The organism is Candidatus Fukatsuia endosymbiont of Tuberolachnus salignus, from assembly GCF_964030845.1.
GTDB classification, from domain to species: Bacteria; Pseudomonadota; Gammaproteobacteria; order Enterobacterales; family Enterobacteriaceae; genus Fukatsuia; species Fukatsuia symbiotica.
Genome location: NZ_OZ034983.1, coordinates 701,707 through 721,883, shown reverse-complemented (window position 1 = coordinate 721,883; position 20,177 = coordinate 701,707). Strand labels below are relative to the sequence as shown.

17 protein-coding genes, 3 tRNA genes and 2 pseudogenes are annotated in these 20,177 nt (G+C 43.8%); 15 read left to right on the top strand and 7 right to left on the bottom strand.

Annotation, left to right across the window (positions count from 1 at the left end; genetic code table 11):
• Positions 1-600: 600 nt before the first annotated feature.
• The 3 genes from rdgC to emrD all read left to right on the top strand — a co-directional run bounded on the left by rdgC (position 601) and on the right by emrD (position 3,156).
• Positions 601-1,530, top strand: a complete 930-nt coding sequence (gene rdgC / locus AAHH42_RS03665) for a recombination-associated protein RdgC (protein WP_072549957.1) — start codon at positions 601-603, stop codon at positions 1,528-1,530.
• A gap of 88 nt (positions 1,531-1,618) precedes the next feature.
• Positions 1,619-1,891 (top strand): sulfurtransferase TusA, encoded by a 273-nt coding sequence (tusA, locus tag AAHH42_RS03660; RefSeq protein ID WP_072549958.1) that lies wholly within the window; start codon positions 1,619-1,621, stop codon positions 1,889-1,891.
• A gap of 86 nt (positions 1,892-1,977) precedes the next feature.
• On the top strand, positions 1,978-3,156 hold the full coding sequence (gene emrD, locus AAHH42_RS03655) for a multidrug efflux MFS transporter EmrD (protein WP_342221700.1): 1,179 nt from the start codon (positions 1,978-1,980) through the stop codon (positions 3,154-3,156).
• A 49-nt stretch (positions 3,157-3,205) separates the two neighbouring features.
• On the opposite strand, the gene glpK is transcribed toward emrD, so the two are convergent.
• Together glpK and AAHH42_RS03645 are read right to left on the bottom strand one after the other, a co-directional pair.
• Positions 3,206-4,741, bottom strand: coding sequence for a glycerol kinase GlpK (gene glpK / locus AAHH42_RS03650; RefSeq protein WP_342221699.1), 1,536 nt, complete (start codon positions 4,739-4,741; stop codon positions 3,206-3,208).
• 40 nt (positions 4,742-4,781) lie between these two features.
• Positions 4,782-5,609: an MIP/aquaporin family protein gene (locus tag AAHH42_RS03645; protein WP_072549961.1), complete on the bottom strand. Its 828-nt coding sequence runs from the start codon at positions 5,607-5,609 to the stop codon at positions 4,782-4,784.
• A gap of 506 nt (positions 5,610-6,115) precedes the next feature.
• On the opposite strand from AAHH42_RS03645, the gene AAHH42_RS03640 reads away from it, so the two are divergent.
• Positions 6,116-6,322 (top strand): cell division protein ZapB, encoded by a 207-nt coding sequence (locus AAHH42_RS03640; protein WP_072549962.1) that lies wholly within the window; start codon positions 6,116-6,118, stop codon positions 6,320-6,322.
• A gap of 257 nt (positions 6,323-6,579) precedes the next feature.
• On the opposite strand, the gene tcdA is transcribed toward AAHH42_RS03640, so the two are convergent.
• Positions 6,580-7,398: a tRNA cyclic N6-threonylcarbamoyladenosine(37) synthase TcdA gene (tcdA, locus tag AAHH42_RS03635; protein ID WP_342221698.1), complete on the bottom strand. Its 819-nt coding sequence runs from the start codon at positions 7,396-7,398 to the stop codon at positions 6,580-6,582.
• Positions 7,398-8,477, bottom strand: a pseudogene (gene mltA, locus AAHH42_RS03630) (murein transglycosylase A); the annotation flags it as partial. The pseudogene mltA and the gene tcdA, both read right to left, overlap by 1 nt.
• A 206-nt stretch (positions 8,478-8,683) precedes the next feature.
• Between mltA and AAHH42_RS03625 the strand changes: the two are divergent.
• From AAHH42_RS03625 to truB, 11 genes and pseudogenes are all read left to right on the top strand, one after another.
• Positions 8,684-8,760, top strand: a tRNA-Met gene (locus tag AAHH42_RS03625).
• 419 nt (positions 8,761-9,179) lie between these two features.
• Positions 9,180-10,025 (top strand): dihydropteroate synthase, encoded by an 846-nt coding sequence (folP, locus tag AAHH42_RS03620; protein ID WP_072549964.1) that lies wholly within the window; start codon positions 9,180-9,182, stop codon positions 10,023-10,025.
• Between the two features lie 8 nt (positions 10,026-10,033).
• The gene (gene glmM / locus AAHH42_RS03615) at positions 10,034-11,377 is read left to right on the top strand and encodes a phosphoglucosamine mutase (RefSeq protein ID WP_072549965.1); all 1,344 of its coding nucleotides are present in this window, start codon (positions 10,034-10,036) and stop codon (positions 11,375-11,377) included.
• A gap of 194 nt (positions 11,378-11,571) precedes the next feature.
• On the top strand, positions 11,572-11,898 hold the full coding sequence (gene secG / locus AAHH42_RS03610) for a preprotein translocase subunit SecG (protein WP_072549966.1): 327 nt from the start codon (positions 11,572-11,574) through the stop codon (positions 11,896-11,898).
• A 39-nt stretch (positions 11,899-11,937) separates the two neighbouring features.
• A tRNA-Leu gene (locus tag AAHH42_RS03605) sits at positions 11,938-12,024 on the top strand.
• A 60-nt stretch (positions 12,025-12,084) separates the two neighbouring features.
• Positions 12,085-12,161, top strand: a tRNA-Met gene (locus AAHH42_RS03600).
• Positions 12,162-12,421: 260 nt separating this feature from the next.
• Positions 12,422-12,517, top strand: a pseudogene (locus AAHH42_RS03595) (ribosome maturation factor RimP); the annotation flags it as partial.
• An 88-nt stretch (positions 12,518-12,605) separates the two neighbouring features.
• Positions 12,606-14,132 (top strand): transcription termination factor NusA, encoded by a 1,527-nt coding sequence (nusA, locus tag AAHH42_RS03590; RefSeq protein WP_342221697.1) that lies wholly within the window; start codon positions 12,606-12,608, stop codon positions 14,130-14,132.
• 21 nt (positions 14,133-14,153) lie between these two features.
• Entirely contained in the window at positions 14,154-16,754 is a 2,601-nt protein-coding gene (gene infB, locus AAHH42_RS03585; protein WP_342221696.1) for a translation initiation factor IF-2, read from the top strand.
• 108 nt (positions 16,755-16,862) lie between these two features.
• Positions 16,863-17,297: a 30S ribosome-binding factor RbfA gene (rbfA, locus tag AAHH42_RS03580; protein WP_072549970.1), complete on the top strand. Its 435-nt coding sequence runs from the start codon at positions 16,863-16,865 to the stop codon at positions 17,295-17,297.
• Positions 17,297-18,265: a tRNA pseudouridine(55) synthase TruB gene (gene truB, locus AAHH42_RS03575; protein WP_342221695.1), complete on the top strand. Its 969-nt coding sequence runs from the start codon at positions 17,297-17,299 to the stop codon at positions 18,263-18,265. Before rbfA ends, truB begins: the two co-directional genes overlap by 1 nt.
• Positions 18,266-18,357: 92 nt before the next feature.
• Here truB and yacG read toward each other — a convergent pair whose 3' ends face one another.
• The 3 genes from yacG to coaE form a co-directional block, all read right to left on the bottom strand.
• Positions 18,358-18,549, bottom strand: a complete 192-nt coding sequence (gene yacG / locus AAHH42_RS03570) for a DNA gyrase inhibitor YacG (protein ID WP_072549972.1) — start codon at positions 18,547-18,549, stop codon at positions 18,358-18,360.
• 245 nt (positions 18,550-18,794) lie between these two features.
• The gene (zapD, locus tag AAHH42_RS03565) at positions 18,795-19,547 is read right to left on the bottom strand and encodes a cell division protein ZapD (protein ID WP_072549973.1); all 753 of its coding nucleotides are present in this window, start codon (positions 19,545-19,547) and stop codon (positions 18,795-18,797) included.
• Between the two features lie 11 nt (positions 19,548-19,558).
• On the bottom strand, positions 19,559-20,164 hold the full coding sequence (gene coaE / locus AAHH42_RS03560) for a dephospho-CoA kinase (protein ID WP_342221694.1): 606 nt from the start codon (positions 20,162-20,164) through the stop codon (positions 19,559-19,561).
• Positions 20,165-20,177 lie beyond the last annotated feature (13 nt).

Sequence of the window (20,177 nt, the reverse complement as noted above, 5' to 3'; positions counted from 1 at the left end):
TAAAATATGCAAAAGAAAAAGCAGTGATAACGAATTCATTTATCGTAATTATTATATGTTTATACTCATTTTAAGGACAAAAGTCTAACAGGCAAACTTACATAAGATATTAAACAATAAAAACTGCACCAGCCGCATGATCCACAACACAATCACTAATCGGCCAGCACACTTTTTACAAAAGAACATCATGTTTTCTTACAACAAAAACCAAACCACTTCAATTACAAACCATTACATCAAACAAACCCAACCAAGATAATAAATGCCCCTGGTGTTAGCATTTAATTATCCCTTACACTAAATAATCTTTACTACCTAATCAAAATTACTATAACGCCTCATTCTGTAACATGACTTTGTATAATTATGGTGTTTTCCTGAAGCCAATCAGATACTAGCAAGAACAAGAGATAATAGTAGAGTGTTAAATACTTGCATTGAGTAAGTGGTGGGGTCAAACAACACCGACGGTGCCGGCTAGACCCATTTTTATTTTTGTCTACGAATTAATTTTACTATTTTATCCAGGATTCGTTACCATGCTCTGTTGCATTTAATCAACCATACACCCTGAGTGTGCAAACCTGGAATTCACCTATGCCGTGGTTTAAAAATTTAATGATTTATCGTTTGAAGCAGCAAACTTCATTGCCTGCGGAGCAAATGGAAAAACAGTTAAGCAATTTCAGCTTTATCCCCTGTAGCAGTCAGGACATAACAAAAATGGGTTGGATATCGCCAATGGGCACACGCAGTAATGCACTAGTACATCATGCTCGTGGTCAGATTTTTATCTGCGCAGCCAGAGAAGAAAAAATCATTCCATCTACAGTAGTTAAAAGAGAATTAAAAACCAAAATCGATCATTTTGAAACAGAAAAACAGCGTAAAATTAAAAAAACAGAAAAAGAATCACTTAAAGATGAAGTTCTACATGGCCTATTACCACGTGCCTTTAGTCGTTTTGACCAGACGCTGCTATGGATTGATACAATTAATAATCTAATCATGGTCAATACCGCTAGTGCTAAACGAGCAGAAGATATTCTGGCGCTATTACGTAAGAGTCTCGGTTCTTTACCCGTAGTCCCTTTGACATTAAAAAACCCAGTTGAGTTAACGTTGACTGAATGGGTGCGATCTGAAAACCTCCCTGCAAATTTCACACTCATGTATGAAGCTGAGTTGAAAGCATCTGGGGAAGATGGCGGCCTAATCCGTTGTAAGCAACAAGATCTTGCCAGCAATGAAATTGCGGCACATATAGAAGCAGGCAAGCGAGTCACTAAGTTGGCATTAAATTGGAGAGAAAAGATACAGTTTGTATTGGGTAACGACGGCTCATTAAAACGCTTAAAATTCGTCGACACCCTACATAAGCAGAATGATGATATTGACAACAAAGATTTTGCTCAACGTTTCGCCGCTGATTGTATCCTAATGACCGACGAACTGGCAGTTCTAATTCAAAATATGATTGAAGCCTTAGGGGGATTGGCAATTGCGCCAGATAATGACTGGAAGTAATAACGATAATATGGAATAGTTGCGCGATTATCGCGGCTAGTGATCCGATCGGTTAATCTTCATCTATTGATGTAACGAGAAAATAAAAATGGCAGACCCTTTTGCTAATCCCGACAAAGTTATTAATACTCTGGGAATGCGTTGCCCTGAGCCGGTAATGATGGTGCGTAAAACCGTGCGTCATATGGACTGTGGACAAACTTTATTGATTATTGCCGATGATCCCGCTACAACTCGTGATATTCCCGGATTTTGTCGTTTTATGGAGCATCAGTTATTGGCACAGCATACGGAACAATTACCCTATCGATATTTAGTACGCAAAGGGATTATTGCCAACAAGTGTCCTTTAACAAGCTAATCTTCCCTAACTTACTAATGATGCCAAGTGTGCTTCAATTTCACCTACAAATTCCAAGTCGCTTTCAGCTCTCGCGAGACAGTCTAATGAGAAAAATAGAAAATTTTCACCTACTGATTATGCTAATCATGCTGATTGCTGTGGGGCAAATGGCACAGACTATCTATGTTCCTGTGATTGCTGAAATTGCTCATCATTTTTCGGTACGTACCGGAGTAGTACAACGAGTCATGTCAGCCTATTTACTGACTTATGGTTGCTCTCAATTACTTTATGGCCCTTTGTCTGATCGGATAGGGCGTCGACCAGTGATCCTAGTTGGCATGATGATTTTTATCTGCGGGGCACTGGGTGCCTCACTTGCCAATAGCCTGAGTATACTGGTGCTCGCTAGCGCACTACAGGGAATGGGGACAGGAGTGGCTGGGGTGATGGCTCGTACCATGCCCCGCGATCTGTATGCCGGTACAACATTACGTTATGCCAATAGCTTGCTGAATATGGGTATTTTGGTCAGCCCGCTATTAGCTCCACTCATTGGCGGTGTTCTAGCGAGTTGGTTTGGTTGGCGTGCCTGCTATGCCTTCTTGCTATTGCTATGCAGTGTGGTCGCTTATTGTATGTTCCGCTGGTTGCCGGAAACCCGTCCTCAACAGACAGAAAAACAACGTATGTTAGCGAGTTTTTACCGCTTATTATCCAATGGATTATTTAGTCGTTATCTGGTGATGTTGATTGGTGCCTTGGCAGGGATTGCGGTTTTTGAAGCCAGTGTCGGTGTTCTGATGAGCGGGGTACTAGGGTTAAGCAGTATCAAGGTGAGTATCCTATTTATTCTACCTATCCCAGCCGCATTTTTGGGTGCCTGGTATGCCGGGCGCGACAATAAAACTTTCTATAGTTTGATGTGGTATGCGGTGATAAGCTGTTTATTGGCCGGATTGATGATGTGGATCCCTAGCTGGTTTGGCATCATGAATGTTTGGACACTACTCGTACCCGCCGCCTTGTTTTTTTTTGGGGCCGGTATGTTGTTCCCATTGGCAACAACGGGCGCAATGGAACCATTTCCTTACCTTGCAGGTGCGACCGGTGCTTTGGTGGGCGGATTACAGAATGTGGGATCGGGGCTGGCAACCGGTTTATCAGCAATGTTGCCGCAGACTGGACAATTTAGTCTCGGATTATTGATGTTTAGCATGGCAACACTAATTTTACTCTGTTGGTTGCCTCTGGCTAAGCGTATACGGCAACAGGAAGGGTAGCCGCTCATGCTGCGGAGTAGATTTTGCAAACAATCTTTATCGCTCTTGTTTAGTCGTGTTCTTCCCAGGATTGAGCACGAGCCACCGCTTTTTTCCAACCGTTGTAAAGTCCCTCTCGTTCGGTAACCTTCATATTTGGGCGGAACTGCCGTTCAGTTGGCGCCTTACTTTTCACTTCTTCTAAATCCTGCCAAAACTCGGTGGAAAGACCCGCCAGGAATGCGGCACCTAACGCTGTGCTTTCGCATACTGCGGGGCGATCAACAGAAGTCCCCAGAATATCGGCCTGGAATTGCATCAAAAAATTATTGGCTACCGCTCCACCATCCACGCGTAGAAATTTTAATTGAGTATCTGCATCAGCCTGCATCGCTTCTAATACGTCACGGGTTTGGTAAGCGATAGATTCCAACGTAGCTCGAATAATATGGCTGCGATTTACGCCTCGGGTCATACCAAAAATTGCGCCACGGGCGTAGGGGTCCCAATAAGGTGCTCCTAAACCCGTGAAAGCCGGCACCACATAAACACCATTGCTGTCTTTAACTTTATTGGCAAAATATTCCGAATCCTCGGGATCAATGATAAATTTTAATTCGTCACGTAACCATTGAATAGCAGCACCTCCGATGAATACGGCACCTTCGAGAGCATAATTAATTTCGCCTTTTGCCCCGCAAGCGATAGTTGTTAGCAACCCGTGGTTGGATTGTTCCGCTTTGATGCCGGTGTTCATCAGCAAGAAACAGCCAGTACCGTAAGTATTTTTTGCCATCCCCGGTTGTACACAGAGCTGTCCGAACAACGCAGCCTGTTGATCTCCTGCGATCCCAGCAATAGCAATGGACGTATTACCTTCACCACCGATACTCGTTTTTCCATAAATCTCAGAAGAATGACGCACTTCAGGTAACATCTCTTCGGGAATATCCAACGCTGCCAATAATTCACTATCCCATTTTTTTTCATGGATGTTAAACATCATGGTACGTGATGCATTGGTATAATCTGTTATATGCAACTGATCCTGCCCTTGCCCCTGCGTCATTTTCCATACCAGCCAAGTATCAACGGTACCGAATAATAATTCACCTGCTTCAGCACGTTTACGCGCCCCTTCCACGTTATCGAGGATCCACTTCAGCTTAGTACCGGAGAAATAAGGATCAACTATCAGACCCGTTTTATCGCGTATCTTCTTCTCAAGCCCACTTTTTCTTTTTAGTTCTTCACAGATATCGGCAGTACGGCGACACTGCCATACAATGGCATTATAAATAGGCTTACCAGTGTCTTTTTCCCAGACAATAGTTGTTTCACGCTGATTAGTGATGCCGATACCCGCTATTTGACAAGGGCTAATATCCGTTTTCGCTAGCACTTCCACCAGCGTAGAGCTTTGTGTTGCCCAAATTTGCATGGGATCATGTTCAACCCAGCCTGCTTTTGGATAAATCTGGCTCAATTCCCGTTGGGAAATACCGATAATATTAGTATCGTGATCTAACACTATGGCTCTTGAACTGGTGGTGCCTTGATCGAGCGCAACAATGTATTTTTTCTCAGTGATATTATCTGTTGTCATGATAATCCTGTTGATATGCTGTTTGTGAAATCTGAAAAATTTATTGGGCTGGTGGTTTTTTTTCTTCCTGACAAATATAGCAGAGCGGCAGATGACGACCAATTAACGCACGGTAAACTAATGCCCCTAGTAACGCACCGACGATAGGTGCAAAAATGGGAACCAGGAAGTAAGGAATATCACGTCCTCCAGTAAAAACGATATCTCCCCATCCTGCTAAATAAGCAAAAATCTTAGCGCCAAAATCACGTGCCGGGTTTAAGGCAAAACCCGTAAGGGAACCAACAGAAGCACCAATTACCGCAATCAGGATACCAATAAGTAACGGAGCCAATGGACCACGTGGAATACCGTTACCGTCATCAGTCAAAGCCAAAATCATACACATTAAAATAGCGGTGATGATGGTTTCTACGATAAAAGCTTGGAGAACAGAGAGATGCGGATTCGGATAAGTAGAAAAAATAGCGGCTAAATCAAGGTTTTCTGTACTACCACGTAATATATGATGGGTTTGTTCAAAATCGATGAATAGATTGTAATACATACCATAAACGACAGCGGCGCCACAAAATGCACCGGCTATCTGTGCCAGAACGTAGGGAATAACCTTATGGCGTTCGAAACAGGCAAACAACCACAACGCAACAGTGACTGCTGGATTAAGATGTGCTCCAGAAATAGCTGCTGTTAAATAGATCGCCATGGCAACTCCCATACCCCAGATAACACTTACTTCCCACTGACTGAAACTGGCTCCCGCCAATTTCAACGACGCGACACAACCCACGCCGAAAAATATAAGTAAAGCCGTACCAAGAAACTCCGCAATACATTGATTTTTTAAGGCAGGGCTGGTTTCGCTCATTGCAGTGTCCTAGCTAGAAGTAGAGTGTAAACGGTAGCATTCTTCGCTCTCTTTTCTTCAATAATGTCATACTAGAGAAAGCGATGTAAATTTATCGTTAACAAACAAAAATAAGAAGTAATATTATAAAAATCTGTATACTTCATCATAAAAATGTACCGGTTTGTGTAATAGTGGAACCTAAAATGTGATCGAACAGGTATTTTTGTCTCACGTGATTAATAATGTTTTCTAATAAACTATGCTTTAGATGATGATAAGTGTCTGTGTGATGGTCATAAGCAGTAAATTACCCTAGAGTAGGCTTTGTGTCAGTATGTATCTAGACAGAAGTGCGTTGGCTACATACAATCTTTTCCATCAAACTGTGTTGTCTACAGTGAAGATGTGCATTAAAAATGACGCTTGTTATTTAGAGTAATGAATTTCGCAGCGGTTACAACGTTAAATCGTTTGTTACCGTTATAAACTGGCTATATACCTGGCGATCACTAAGGGGATGAACGATGGCATTTGAAGTATTTGAAAAATTGGAAGCGAAAGTTCAGCAAACTATTGATACTATTACTTTGTTGAAAATGGAAATTGAAGAATTAAAGGAACAAAACCGTACTCAGGCTGAGAAAAATGAGCAACTGAAGCGAGAAGAGCATGTTTTACAGGAACGCTTGGGGCAGCTGTTGTCTAAAATCGAAGGAGTCGAAGAAATCTAAGGAGGTCGCTTTTTCATCTCGGGTTTTTCTTGGTTTTGGTACTCTGCCCTAGTACATCGAGTAGAACAAGACACTAGACTTCTTGCAAAGCTACTACGTGCTGCAAATTCCGCGTTACGTGGTGCTTGCAGTCTTCATGTATTCGCATGTACACCGTGCTTACTGCTCCCGAGGCACCTGGCTTCGCAGCACTCGCTACGGTTTTGCAAGAAGTCTACTATCGCCTCATCCTTTCATAGCATCCATCTTGAACGCTGTTATTTGGCCTCGGCCTCACGCATAGATTTAGCTATCATTTTTTTCAGAACATGGGCCACGGCAATAAAACCAAAAGTCGCCGTGACCATTGTACTCGCGCCCAGTCCTGTCGTACAGTCCATCCGTTTTGTCCCTGTGGCAGAGGGGCGGGAGGGGCATACACTACCATCTATTTGCGGATACATCAGTGGTTCACTAGAGGATACGCAATCAATTCGCAATTTACCTTTACTATTTTTTACTATATTGAAATTATATTTCAGTCTTTCCCGTAACTTAGCCGCAAGAGGATCCCGGATGGTTTTAGCCAAATCAACAACCATTATACGAGTAGGATCAATCTGTCCTCCGGCTCCTCCCGTTGTAACCACCGGAATTTTATAACGCCGACAATGCGCCAATAAAGCGGCCTTAGGACGAACGCTATCTATTGCGTCAATAACATAGCTAAAATTTCGATCCAAGATGTCGACTACATTATCTGGTGTAACAAAGTTGTAGATACAATGTACTTGGCATTTAGGATTAATAGCCAAAATACGTTGCTCCATAACCGCTGTTTTAACCTGCCCGATGTTTTGACGCAGAGCATGATTTTGGCGATTGGTGTTGGTAATACAAACATCATCCATATCTACCAAGGTGATGGTACCAATGCCAGTACGTGCCAATGCTTCAGCCGCCCATGATCCAACACCACCGATACCAATCACACAAACATGTACCCGTGAAAACAACGCTTGTGCCTGCTGGCCATACAGTCGTGCAATACCACCAAATCGATCTTGATCCACTTCATTATAAAATTGATCCGTCATTTCAATACCCAGACGCGACCATAATGATTATAGAAACCCGCTTCATGCGCTGCTTCATTACCTATCCCCTGATATATATCAAGATGATGCCCTTTGATAGCCCCACCAACATCCAGAGATACCATCAAACGCATTTGATATTTTCCAGTAAATTTTCCTTGCTGATCCAATAAGGGAATTTCTGCCAGCAATGTCGTTCCTGCTGGAATGAGAGAAGGATCGGAGGCTACCGAAGCCTGCGCAATTAAGGGGACAGCGCTGGCTCCTTTTACTGGGGCATCCATAATTGGTTGAAAAAAGACAAAAGAAGGATTCTGTATCAAGAGTTCCTTCAGTTCAGCTTCACTATGGGTTGCAGCCCAATGGCGAATTGCCTGTGTCGACATATCAGCTAGTGCGATTTCACCACTATCGGTTAACACCTTACCAATACTGCGATAGGTATAACCATTTTTACCGGCGAATGCAAAGAAGGTGAGTGGCTTACCATCACCAAAATCAACATAACCACTGCCTTGAACTTCCATAATAAAGTTATCGATCAGTGAATTCGTAAAGGCTATAGCCACATCATGCTTATCTAAGACACCAGCATAGATAGCCTGACGGTGAGGAAGCTTCTCTTTTCCCTTCGGTGGCATAGCGTACAGAGGGTAACGGAATTTACCTTGTGGCGTGCGCCGAGCCTCCACTATCGGGGTGTAGTAACCGGTAAATTGCACATTTCCGAAACCATCAACACCGGCCATCTGATAAGCATGCAAACCAAATTGACTCAGCCTGTGGCTATCCCCTCCAGACTCTAACCATTTTTGTACTGCATTAAATGTCTCCCCGTTACCGTTGTACAGACGTGGCGACGATTGATTAATCGCCGCAATCTGTTCAAGATAGCTTTTTACATTAACTGGCTTACCTTTCGCATTCGATTCTCTCACCCACGTCAGTGACTGACTTAGGCGCTGGTTTCCATATTGTTGCCCACGATCAGAGGGGTATGATTGGCATCCTGCCAATAGAAAAATAAATATGGAAATAACAAGCCTACTAAGTAAATATTTATGCGAATACCTGTTCATTATATATTGCCTATGCCTATAAGTCAGAGCAAGATAGCAAATGGCTATCAACAAAGGAATTGGGGAAACTAAAAAATTATGCGAATCTCATCGTAGAAGAAGAGAACAAAAAAGGGTAGAAACATCAAAAAAAAATTTTTTATACAAATTAAATGGTAAAAGCACTTGCAACAGATCTGATCCAAGGTATAGTGCGCACATTCGAACGCGGGATGGAGCAGTTTGGTAGCTCGTCGGGCTCATAACCCGAAGGTCGTCGGTTCAAATCCGGCTCCCGCAACCAGTTGTGTCGTTGTGTTAATGAATCAATCAGCCAGAAGCTCCTAATCTCTGTCATCAAGATCTCATCGAAGCCTTTATCGTCAAAATCATGGCCTACTAATGTGATTGTTTAAAGCGACCAATCCCTGGCCACAGTCAATGTGCCCTAGTCTTCCTTTCCCACAGGAACTCAATAGATTTCTTGCGAAACCATGGTGAGTGCTGAGAAGTCGAGGCGCCTGGGGCCAGTGTAATACTGAGGATTGCGAGCACCACGTAACCCAGAATTTACGGCACGTGTTTGCAAGCACATAGTAGGTTTTGCAAAACGTCTAATGTATGAAATAACTTGTGTTGAATATTTGCACACGTAGATTCCGTAAAAATTTTAATGTATAAAACACCCTATTCCCGCATTTCCCCTCTATAAAGTGAAATCATATGCAGTTAACTGCCAGGAACTTGACCTTAGATCTTTGCCAACCACAAGTGATGGGTATTTTAAATGTAACACCAGACTCCTTTTCCGATGGTGGGCAGCACAATGACCTCGATAAAGCGTTAAAACATGCCCAAGCCATGATCACAGCAGGTGCAACACTGATTGATATTGGTGGTGAATCCACTCGCCCAGGGGCAAAATCAGTGAGTGAGCAAGAAGAACTTGATCGCGTTATCCCCGTCGTGGAACACCTGGCGCCCCTGGCAACCGATTTAAAAATTTGGCTGTCGGTTGATACCTATAAAGCACAAGTTATCACTGAAGCCGCTAAAGCCGGTGCTCATTTGATCAACGATGTGCGTGCACTACAAGGACTAGGTGCATTAGAGGCTGCTGCTTCAACCGATTTGCCCATTTGTCTAATGCATATGCAAGGGAATCCAAAACATATGCAACAATCACCGCACTATGAGGATCTACTGACCGAGATTGATGATTTTTTTCAGCAGCGTATTGATAGCTGTATTGCGGCAGGTATCGCAAAAAATAAATTATTACTCGATCCTGGCTTCGGTTTTGGCAAAACATTGGCGCATAATTACCGACTATTGACGCATTTAGAAAAATTTCATCATTTTAATTTGCCACTATTGGTAGGCATGTCACGGAAATCGATGGTTGGACAAATGCTACTCGGTGTTCCCCCGAAGCAGCGGGTCACCGGCAGCGTTGCCTGTGCAGTTATTGCGGCAATGTCGGGGGCTAAAATTATTAGAGTGCATGATGTGCAAGAAACCGTCGAAGCAATGTGTATTGTTAGAGCAGCACTTTCTGAGAAGGAATAAAATAAATTATGAGTAACCGTAAATACTTTGGTACAGATGGTATTCGTGGCAAAGTGGGTAACAAGCCGATTACACCTGACTTTGTATTGAAGCTCGGATGGGCGGCAGGGAAAGTACTGGCACGACAGCATGGCTCCCGTAAAATCATTATCGGCAAAGATACCCGTATTTCTGGTTACATGTTGGAATCCGCACTCGAGGCAGGTTTATCCGCTGCGGGGTTATCGGCGGCATTTACCGGTCCTATGCCCACACCCGCCGTGGCTTATCTAACCCGTACTTTCCGTGCCGAGGCCGGTATCGTGATTTCAGCTTCTCATAATCCTTTTGATGATAACGGCATTAAATTTTTTTCTATCGATGGCAAAAAATTACCTGATAACGTGGAAGCAGCCATTGAAACTGCAATGGAAGAGCCTCTTACCTGTGTTCCTTCTGCAGAGTTAGGTAAAGCCAGCCGGATCGTTGATGCGGCAGGACGTTATATCGAATTTTGTAAAGGGACTTTTCCTAGTGAACTCAGCTTGAATAACTTAACAATAGTCGTCGATTGCGCACATGGCGCAACCTACCACATTGCACCCAGTGTATTACGTGAGCTGGGCGCAACGGTTATTCCCATCGGCTGTGAACCTGATGGCATGAATATCAATGAAAAATGCGGTGCAACCGACACCCGTATGTTACAAAAGCAAGTTCGTGCTAAAAAAGCAGATGTCGGTTTGGCGTTTGATGGTGATGGTGATCGTTTGATAATGGTTGATAATTTGGGTAATAAGGTTGATGGTGACCAAATTATCTACATCATTGCTAATGAAGAATTGAATCAAGGACAATTGAAGGGAGGAGTCGTAGGTACCTTGATGAGTAATATGGGGCTAGAGCTGGCTCTTAAGCAACGGAGTATCCCCTTTACACGTGCAAAAGTTGGCGATCGTTATGTATTAAAAAAAATGCAAGAAAAGGGTTGGCGTATCGGTGCGGAAAATTCCGGTCATGTGATCTTGCTAGATAAAACGACTACGGGTGATGGTATTGTGGCAGGTTTACAAATACTTGCTGCTATGGTACGCAATAACAAAAGTTTGTATGACCTTTGCCGCGATATGCAATTATGGCCGCAGGTTTTGGTAAATGTACATTTCAGTGGAGATCATAACCCTCTAGAATCAGCAGAAGTTACCGAAATAACCCAACAAGTTGAAACTGAGTTAGCAGGACAGGGGCGTGTATTATTACGTAAGTCAGGCACAGAGCCATTAATTCGAATCATGGTTGAAGGTAATAAAGACGAAGAAACAATAAAATCTCTCGCCGACCGTATCACGAAAGTGGTAAAAACGGTGGGTTGATTGTTTTCGGTAAACGAAAAAAATGAGGAAACTGCCGCTAGAGAATGATAATGCAATTAAATAACATGACGTTTTTTTCTGCAAATAAACGTTAGCGATGAAATTGCTCTTGCGCGGATTAAACGCTTTGGTTAGTATTCGCACCGGTTTAAGTGGGTTAAATGCGGTAAACTCGCAATGATATGGGTACAACTATGTATGAGGCTCTTCTGGTATTTTTCCTGTTGATTGCGATGGGACTGGTCGCGCTTATCATGTTGCAACAAGGTAAAGGTGCGGATGTAGGTGCTTCATTCGGAGCAGGTGCTTCTGCGACTCTCTTCGGGTCTAATGGTTCCGGTAATTTTATGACCCGAATGACGGCTATATTGGCGACGCTGTTCTTCGTTGTCAGCCTGATATTGGGAAATATGAGCACTGAACAGCATCACAAGGGGAGTGAGTGGGAAAATCTGGGTCAGCCTGCCAAGAATGAGCAAGCGGATACGCCACCAAAACCAGGCAACGATATCCCACAGTGATCAATGTGATTGTGGTGAAGTTTTTCAAATCATGTCAGTACCGAGGTGGTGAAATTGGTAGACACGCTACCTTGAGGTGGTAGTGCCCAGCTGGGCTTACGGGTTCAAATCCCGTCCTCGGTACCAAGTCGTAGAGATAGCTTGCTTTTCCTCGGTTATCGACGTAGTATTTGCCACGTTTTCAAACGCGGGATGGAGCAGTTTGGTAGCTCGTCGGGCTCATAACCCGAAGGTCGTCGGTTCAAATCCGGCTCCCGCAACCATTTCTTTGAAATGTTTTTTTCAAATGCCCTATTCGACAACTTTCGCTTACAAGTTTGAAAAAAATTTTTGTCAGAAACATGATCGTGGATTTTTTGCTAAGCCATCGCTTGTCATGTGAGTCAACATGCAGGCTCGGGTGGATTGCAGTAGCTTATGAAAATGTATTATTGATAGTATGTAACGATTTATATCCATCTATTTTTGCGTTCTGTCGAACCACTGGGCTGTCAGGCCCTTTTTTTATGTCTTGGGGGTGGGCTTGTCCACATTTGAACAAAAATTAACAGAGATAATTTCAGCACCAGTCGAAGCTTTAGGTCACGAATTGGTTGGCATCGAATTCATCCGGGGACGTCAATGGAAAAGATGAAGTGTTCGCACTAAGCAATATCCAAAAAGCGAACCTGGTACCCCATTTTTAAAATTTGGACGAGGCAACGAGGATGAACAAAGAGGTTCTGGCTGTTGTAGAAGCAGTTTCCAATGAGAAAGCCCTTCCAGCCGAGAAGGTGTTTGAAGCATTAGAAACAGCTCTAGCGACAGCGACCAAAAAAAAATATGAACAAGAAATTGACGTGCGCATTGAAATCGATCGTAAAACAGGCGACTTCGATACTTTCCGTCGTTGGAAAGTTGTTCGTGAAGTGACCATGCCAACCCGAGAGATCACGCTAGAAGCCGCGCAATATGAAGATCCGACTATCCAGCAGGATGATTACATCGAAGAGCAAATTGAGTCTGTCGCTTTTGATCGTATCACCACCCAAACGGCCAAGCAGGTTATTGTACAAAAAATGCGCGAAGCTGAGCGAGCGATGATAGCGGAACAATATCGTAAAGATTTAAGTACAATTGTGACTGCTGTCGTTAAAAAGGTGGGTCATGACAACATTACCCTGGAACTCGTCAAAAATGGCAACAACGCTGAAGCTGTTATCTGTCGTGAAGATAAGTTACCACGTGAGAACATCCGTCCTGGCGACCGTATTCGTGGTGTCCTGTATGATATCCGCCCTGAAGCACGTGGCCCTCAGCTGTTCGTTAGCCGCTCACGCCCTGAAATGTTGATTGAACTGTTCCGTATTGAAGTGCCAGAAATTGGTGAAGGAATAATCGAAATTAAGGCAGCTGCCCGTGAGCCAGCTTCCCGCGCTAAAATCGCTGTGAAAACTAAAGATAAACGTATCGATCCTGTGGGTGCCTGTGTTGGTATGCGCGGGGCCCGTGTTCAGGTTGTCTCCAAAGAGCTATGTGGTGAGCGTATTGATGTCGTTTTGTGGGATGATGAGTTTACCAAGTTTGTCGTTAATGCCATGGCACCAGCCGATGTCGAATCAATTGTGGTCGATGAAGACAAACATACCATAGACGTAGCGGTTAAAGCTGATAATCTGGCACAAGCGATTGGTCGTAATGGCCAGAACGTACGTTTGGCTACAGCTCTCATAAATTACGGAAAAGACGAAAACGCTCCCAAATGGGTATTAGATGTCATAACGGAGGATAAGCTTAAAGCAAAAAACTACGCCGAAACCCATGCCACTATGAGTATTTTTACCAAATATCTTGATGTAGATGAACAGTTCGCCACTATTTTAGTCGAAGAAGGTTTTTCTTCTTTGGAAGAATTGGCCTACGTGCCGATGAAAGAGTTGCTGGCAATCGATGATTTTGACAAAGATATGGTTGAGAAACTGCGCGAACGCGCTAAAGCTGCCTTAACCACGCTGGCTCTGACACAAGAAGAAAGTCTTGGCGACCATAAACCCGCTGACGACTTGTTAAATTTGACCGGTCTAAAACGTGATATGGCATTCAAACTAGCCGCAGTTGGTGTGTGTACGCTAGAAGAACTTGCCGAGCAGGGTATCAGCGATTTAGCAGGTATTAAAGGGCTTAGCGATGAGAAAGCCGGTGAGCTGATTATGGCTGCCCGTAATATCTGTTGGTTTAGCGATGATGCGAAATAAACCGTAGCAGGAAAAAACAGCATGACAGATGTAACCATAAAATCACTGGCGACAGAGATTCAGACCCCGGTTGAACGTTTGGTCGCACACTTTGCGGCGGCAGGGATCAACAAATCTGAAACAGACTCTGTTACTCAGCAAGAGAAAGAAACATTGTTGGCGTATTTAAAACGTGAACACGGTAGTGCACCGAATAAACTCACTCTGCAACGTAAGATACGTAGCACTTTAAGCATTCCGAGCACCGGTGGAAAAAATAAATCGGTGCAAATTGAAGTTCGTAAAAAACGCACTTATATCAACACGTCAGAGACAGAACCTGTTAAGGCGGAAGAACAAACAAAATCTGTAACGGAGATCGAAGCGCAGAAAGTTACTGAAGGAAAAGCTAAGCAAGCAATGGAAAAAGAGAAATTGACACGTCAAGCCTCTTCTAGCAAGAAAAATAACCCCGTGCAGAGCGAAAAAGCGCGTCGTGAGATCGAGGCTGCTGAATTAAAACGCTCTGTCGAACAAGAAACATACCGTAAGGTCGAAGAAAACGCGAAACATGTTGCTGAAGAAGCTCGTAAAATGGCGGCAGAGAATGAAGGTAAATGGTCAGAACCCGTAGATGAACAGGCTGAATCTGCTGATTATCACGTGACAACCTCACAACATGCGCGGGCAGCGGAAGATGAAAACGACGCTAAAGTTGAAGGCGATCGCCGTAGTCGTAGCCGGAGTGGTAAGGCGGCAAAACAGAAAAAAGGCAATAAGCTTTTTGAATCTAAAGCCGACCGGGAAGAGGCTCGCGCTGTGGGTCGTAAAAATAAACGCAAGCCAAGCACTTTACAACAGGGTTTCAATAGGCCGGTTGTTGCCGTTAACCGCGACGTAATCATTGGTGAAACATTATCAGTTGCCGAACTGGCGAACAAAATGGCGGTTAAAGGTTCTCAGGTCATAAAAGTAATGATGAAACTGGGAGCTATGGCGACAATCAACCAGATTATCGATCAGGAAACGGCACAGTTGGTTGCTGAGGAAATGGGTCACAAAGTTATCCTACGCCGCGAAAATGAGCTCGAAGAAGCGCTCATGAGTGATCGTGATACCGGAGTCGCTGCGGAATCACGAGCACCGGTGGTGACCATAATGGGGCATGTTGATCATGGTAAGACCTCGCTACTAGATTCCATTCGTTCGACTAAAGTTGCGGCAGGAGAAGCCGGCGGTATCACGCAGCATATTGGTGCTTATCACGTTGAAATTGAGAACGGTATGGTGACTTTCCTGGATACCCCTGGACATGCAGCCTTTACCTCGATGCGTGCCCGTGGTGCTAAGGCTACCGATATTGTTGTGTTGGTTGTAGCAGCTGATGATGGTGTCATGCCACAAACTATTGAGGCCATCCAACATGCTAAAGCTGCACAAGTACCCGTTGTGGTTGCGGTTAACAAAATAGACAAACCGGAGGCTGATCCTGAACGTGTTAAAACAGAATTATCTCAGCACGGCATCCAGCCGGAAGAGTGGGGAGGTGATTGCCAGTTTATCCACGTGTCGGCAAAAGCCGGTACCGGTATTGATGAACTGCTAAATGCAATTCTTCTGCAAGCTGAAGTACTGGAATTAAACGCAATCCACAGTGGTATGGCAAGTGGTGTGGTCATTGAATCCTTCCTAGATAAAGGTCGTGGACCCGTTGCCACTGTATTGGTACAAGAAGGCACCTTAAATAAAGGCGATATCGTACTCTGCGGTTTTGAGTATGGTCGTATACGCGCCATGCGTGACGAACTGGGGCGCGCGATCCTCTCTGCAGGACCTTCTATCCCGGTAGAGATCCTCGGATTATCGAGTGTTCCTGCCGCCGGTGATGAAGTAACAGTAGTACGTGATGAGAAAAAAGCGCGTGAAGTGGCCTTATATCGACAAGGCAAATTCCGTGAGGTTAAGCTAGCACGTCAGCAAAAATCAAAACTGGAAAACATGTTTACTAACATGACTGAAGGCGAGATTTCAGAACTGAATATCGTACTAAAATCTGATGTACAGGGTTCTTGCGAAGCTATCTGTGACGCTCTAAAGCAGCTGTCTACTGATGAAGTAAAAGTGAAAATTGTGGGATCTGGTGTTGGAGGTATCACCGAGACTGATGCAACCTTGGCAGCCGCTTCTAATGCCATCATCATTGGCTTTAATGTGCGAGCCGATGCATCAGCACGTCGAGTGATAGACAGCGAGAGTCTGGATCTACGTTATTATTCCGTTATCTATAGTTTGATTGATGAAATCAAACAGGCAATGAGCGGAATGCTAGCACCGGAATATAAACAACAAATTATTGGTCTGGCAGAAGTTCGTGATGTCTTTAAATCACCGAAATTTGGCGCTATTGCAGGTTGCATGGTAACAGAAGGTATGATCAAGCGCAGTAGCCCAATCCGTGTTTTACGTAACAATGTTGTTATCTACGAAGGCGAGCTGGAATCTTTACGCCGTTTCAAAGATGATGTCAACGAAGTCCGTAATGGTATGGAATGTGGTATCGGTGTTAAAAATTATAATGATGTGTGTGCTGGCGATATGATCGAAGTATTCGAAACTATCGAAATTAAACGCACCATCGCCTAACAGCCTCAGAGTTACTTATAATAGACCTCTTGTGAAAGCTGCACGCTTTCACAAGAGGTCTATTATTTGGGGTATTTTTTCCCCTTTCATCTTGTTTGGAGAGCCCGAATGGCAAAAGAATTTAGCCGTGCTCAACGTGTTGCTCAAGAGCTACAAAAAGAGATTGCCATCATTTTGCAACGTGAAATCAAAGATCCACGGATAGGCATGGTAACAGTTTCAAGTGTTGAAGTTTCTCGTGATCTCGTTTACGCCAAAGTATTTGTCACTTTTTTGAATATGTTAACTGAAAACGCTGATCCCAAAACGGTCACTAACGGTATCACAGTCTTACAAGATGCTTCTGGTTATATCCGTAGCTTATTGGGAAAGGCAATGCGTTTGCGTGTGGTGCCCGAGCTCACCTTTGCTTATGACAGCTCCTTGGTGGAAGGGATGCGAATATCTAATCTCGTTACCGATGTCGTCAAAAAGGATGCCGAACGGCGCGACCATCAACATCATAACGGCGAACGCCACAACGATGGTAGCGAGGAAACATAATGGGACGCCCACGTCGCCGCGGCCGTGATATTAACGGTATTTTGTTGTTAGACAAACCCGCAAAACTCTCTTCAAATGATGTTTTGCAAAAAGTTAAACGCATTTTTGCTGCCAACCGTGTAGGCCACACCGGAGCGTTAGATCCATTAGCAACAGGTATGCTGCCTCTTTGCTTCGGTGAAGCAACCAAATTTTCCCAATTTCTGCTCAATTCAGATAAACGCTACCGTGTGGTTGCACGTTTGGGGCAGCGAACGGATACGTCGGATGCGGAAGGCCTCGTGATCAATGAAAGGAAGCCGATCTTTACACAGATTCAGTTGGAGGAAGCACTGCAACGTTTCCTGGGTGACAGTTTACAGATACCCTCGATGTATTCAGCGTTAAAATATCAGGGGAAACCGTTGTACCAATACGCTCGACAAGGAATTGAAATAGAACGTGAGGCACGTACTATCACCGTCTTTGATCTGCAACTTATTCGTAGAGAGGAGTATAGTCTAGAACTGGAAATCCATTGTTCTAAAGGCACCTACATTCGCACCATTATTGATGATTTGGGCGAATTATTGGGATGTGGCGCCCATGTAAGTCAATTACGCCGTTTGCAGGTCGCTACGTATCCATACCAACGTATGGTGACTTTAGAACAATTGAGCATGCTTATTGAATCAGAAAAAATTGAATCGACACAAACTGAATTAGCCGGACAGTATTCACCGTATCAGGCATTGGATACATTATTATTACCCATGGAGAGTGCAGTATTGCATTTTCCTGAAGTCAATTTACTGCCAATTGTTGCTGCTTATGTAAAACAAGGTCAGCCCGTCCAGGCCTCTACTGCTCCCTCTGCTGGTATGGTACGCATCACTGAAGGTACAGAGCATCATTTCATTGGTATTGGCATCATTGATGACAATGGTCGTGTCGCACCAAAGCGTTTAATTGTTGAGCGTGCAGACTGATTTTTTCCCTGAAGGAAGAGGCCTTATGGCACATTGACTAAAGAAAAGTTCTGTATAAGCGCGCTCGGATGATCGATGGCACTCATCCAGCTTCAGCGTTGATCTTCATCACTTTCTGAAACTTTTTCTTGGCTGGGAATATATTTTTCTCCGCTAGCCCACTCACCTAGATCAATGAGCCGGCAACGTTCACTGCAAAAAGGTCGATAGGGACTTCTTCCTTTATGCCAGCTAACGATTTTATCGCAAGTCGGGCAATGAACTTGTATCTCATTTAACACCATTTTGTCTCCTAAAAATTCATTGAATTCGTTCGAAATCTTTTGTGATTGCTGATATAACCTGTTACAAACCACATGTGTTGCAAGCTACATACTGCAAATTCTGCATTACCTGGCGCTTGCAATCCTCATGTACTTGCAGTTACAGAGAGCCGTCTTGACTTCGCATAAAAAATACGGTTCTGCAAGAAGTCTCTTTTATCGTCTACAGACAGATCGAGATAATCTGAACAAAAATAATACACTAACTAACAGCAAGCTAACTCGAAGCCGAAGTATTCCGGAATTATACCCTTTTCACTATCTAAGGGTAAAAAACGAATGGAATATCGAGTTTTATAACCTGAAACCTGTGGATAAAGTTGATATTGTAAAGGAATACGCAAGCGCAGCAGATCAGCGTTATAAGCATTCCCCTGAAAAAATCCATTCTGGCTTTCTTCAGCGTGCAGCACACCAGACTGGCGAATTAAATCTAATATCATGGTCACGGCTTGAGATAGCGGAATCAATGAATTGATTAAATTATCGATATATTGACTTTGTTGTTCTAGAGGTAAATGCAGCCACAGATGTAACATAGGTAAATCAAAGCTGCAACAGCCACAGGGAATACCCAGCCGCTGACGAACCATATTGACTAAACGATCCTCTTTCAACGATTTGCCAATACGTAGTGTAGACATCAGAACCTCAGCGCAGTCTTTTAACTGGTCACGCAGTGAGTTAATTAAAGTAGTATCGACATTGGGTGCCCCTACCCATTGCGCCAATTTTTTTTGCTGACGTTCCAACTCTTTTAGCAGCTCAGTACGTGCTTCACTTCGCTCAAGGACATCAATCAAATCTGACGCAGTACGGAAAAAAATTAATGCGCTGGCAATATTATTTAAATTTTTTTGGCCTGTTAATTGTTGTAATAAAAATTCAATACGGAGCCATGTACGCATCCTTTCATTTAGCGGATATTCAAAAAATCTGGTTGAGGTAAAGTCGCTCATTAATGAGGCTCCTATTGGAACACTGCCGCTAACTCTAAATATTGTTTATGTAAAAAGGTGACACTTTGAATGATGGTCGCAGGCTCACCACTATTGTCAACAACGTCATCAGCACAGGCCAGACGCTGTTCACGCGAAGCCTGTGAGGCTAAAATTTGTTCTGCTTGTTGATAAGTTATGCCATCTCTCACTATTGCCCTGGCCAATTGTATTTCTGGAGTAACATCAACCAACAACATTCGATTGGCTTTACCACATAAACCATTTTCGACGAACAAGGGGACAACCCAAAGTACGTAGGGTCCTTTAGCTGAGGAAATTCTGAGTTCTGTCTCTTGCCGGATAAGGGGATGTAACAACGAATTCAACCATTTTTTTTCCCGTTGCTCACTGAATATTTTTTGCCGCAATACCGCTCGGTTCAGGGAGCCGTCAGAGAGCAGTATATGATATCCATAGCGAGCAACAATTTTACTCAAGGCGGTAGTACCCGATTCGACCACTTGACGCGCGATAATATCAGCATCCACCAAAGGAACACCCAACCTGGCAAAAACATTAGCGACAGTGCTCTTCCCACTGCAAATCCCACCGGTGAGAGCCACAATATAGGTCATTGTGCCGCCTTGC

Bases quoted from the DNA above. Each gene is read 5' to 3' on its own strand.
- rdgC (WP_072549957.1), top strand. From the start codon at position 601: ATGCCGTGGTTTAAAAATTTAATGATTTATCGTTTGAAGCAGCAAACT.
- tusA (WP_072549958.1), top strand. From the start codon at position 1,619: ATGGCAGACCCTTTTGCTAATCCCGACAAAGTTATTAATACTCTGGGA.
- emrD (WP_342221700.1), top strand. From the start codon at position 1,978: ATGAGAAAAATAGAAAATTTTCACCTACTGATTATGCTAATCATGCTG.
- glpK (WP_342221699.1), bottom strand. From the start codon at position 4,741: ATGACAACAGATAATATCACTGAGAAAAAATACATTGTTGCGCTCGAT.
- AAHH42_RS03645 (WP_072549961.1), bottom strand. From the start codon at position 5,609: ATGAGCGAAACCAGCCCTGCCTTAAAAAATCAATGTATTGCGGAGTTT.
- AAHH42_RS03640 (WP_072549962.1), top strand. From the start codon at position 6,116: ATGGCATTTGAAGTATTTGAAAAATTGGAAGCGAAAGTTCAGCAAACT.
- tcdA (WP_342221698.1), bottom strand. From the start codon at position 7,398: ATGACGGATCAATTTTATAATGAAGTGGATCAAGATCGATTTGGTGGT.
- folP (WP_072549964.1), top strand. From the start codon at position 9,180: ATGCAGTTAACTGCCAGGAACTTGACCTTAGATCTTTGCCAACCACAA.
- glmM (WP_072549965.1), top strand. From the start codon at position 10,034: ATGAGTAACCGTAAATACTTTGGTACAGATGGTATTCGTGGCAAAGTG.
- secG (WP_072549966.1), top strand. From the start codon at position 11,572: ATGTATGAGGCTCTTCTGGTATTTTTCCTGTTGATTGCGATGGGACTG.
- nusA (WP_342221697.1), top strand. From the start codon at position 12,606: ATGAACAAAGAGGTTCTGGCTGTTGTAGAAGCAGTTTCCAATGAGAAA.
- infB (WP_342221696.1), top strand. From the start codon at position 14,154: ATGACAGATGTAACCATAAAATCACTGGCGACAGAGATTCAGACCCCG.
- rbfA (WP_072549970.1), top strand. From the start codon at position 16,863: ATGGCAAAAGAATTTAGCCGTGCTCAACGTGTTGCTCAAGAGCTACAA.
- truB (WP_342221695.1), top strand. From the start codon at position 17,297: ATGGGACGCCCACGTCGCCGCGGCCGTGATATTAACGGTATTTTGTTG.
- yacG (WP_072549972.1), bottom strand. From the start codon at position 18,549: ATGGTGTTAAATGAGATACAAGTTCATTGCCCGACTTGCGATAAAATC.
- zapD (WP_072549973.1), bottom strand. From the start codon at position 19,547: ATGAGCGACTTTACCTCAACCAGATTTTTTGAATATCCGCTAAATGAA.
- coaE (WP_342221694.1), bottom strand. From the start codon at position 20,164: ATGACCTATATTGTGGCTCTCACCGGTGGGATTTGCAGTGGGAAGAGC.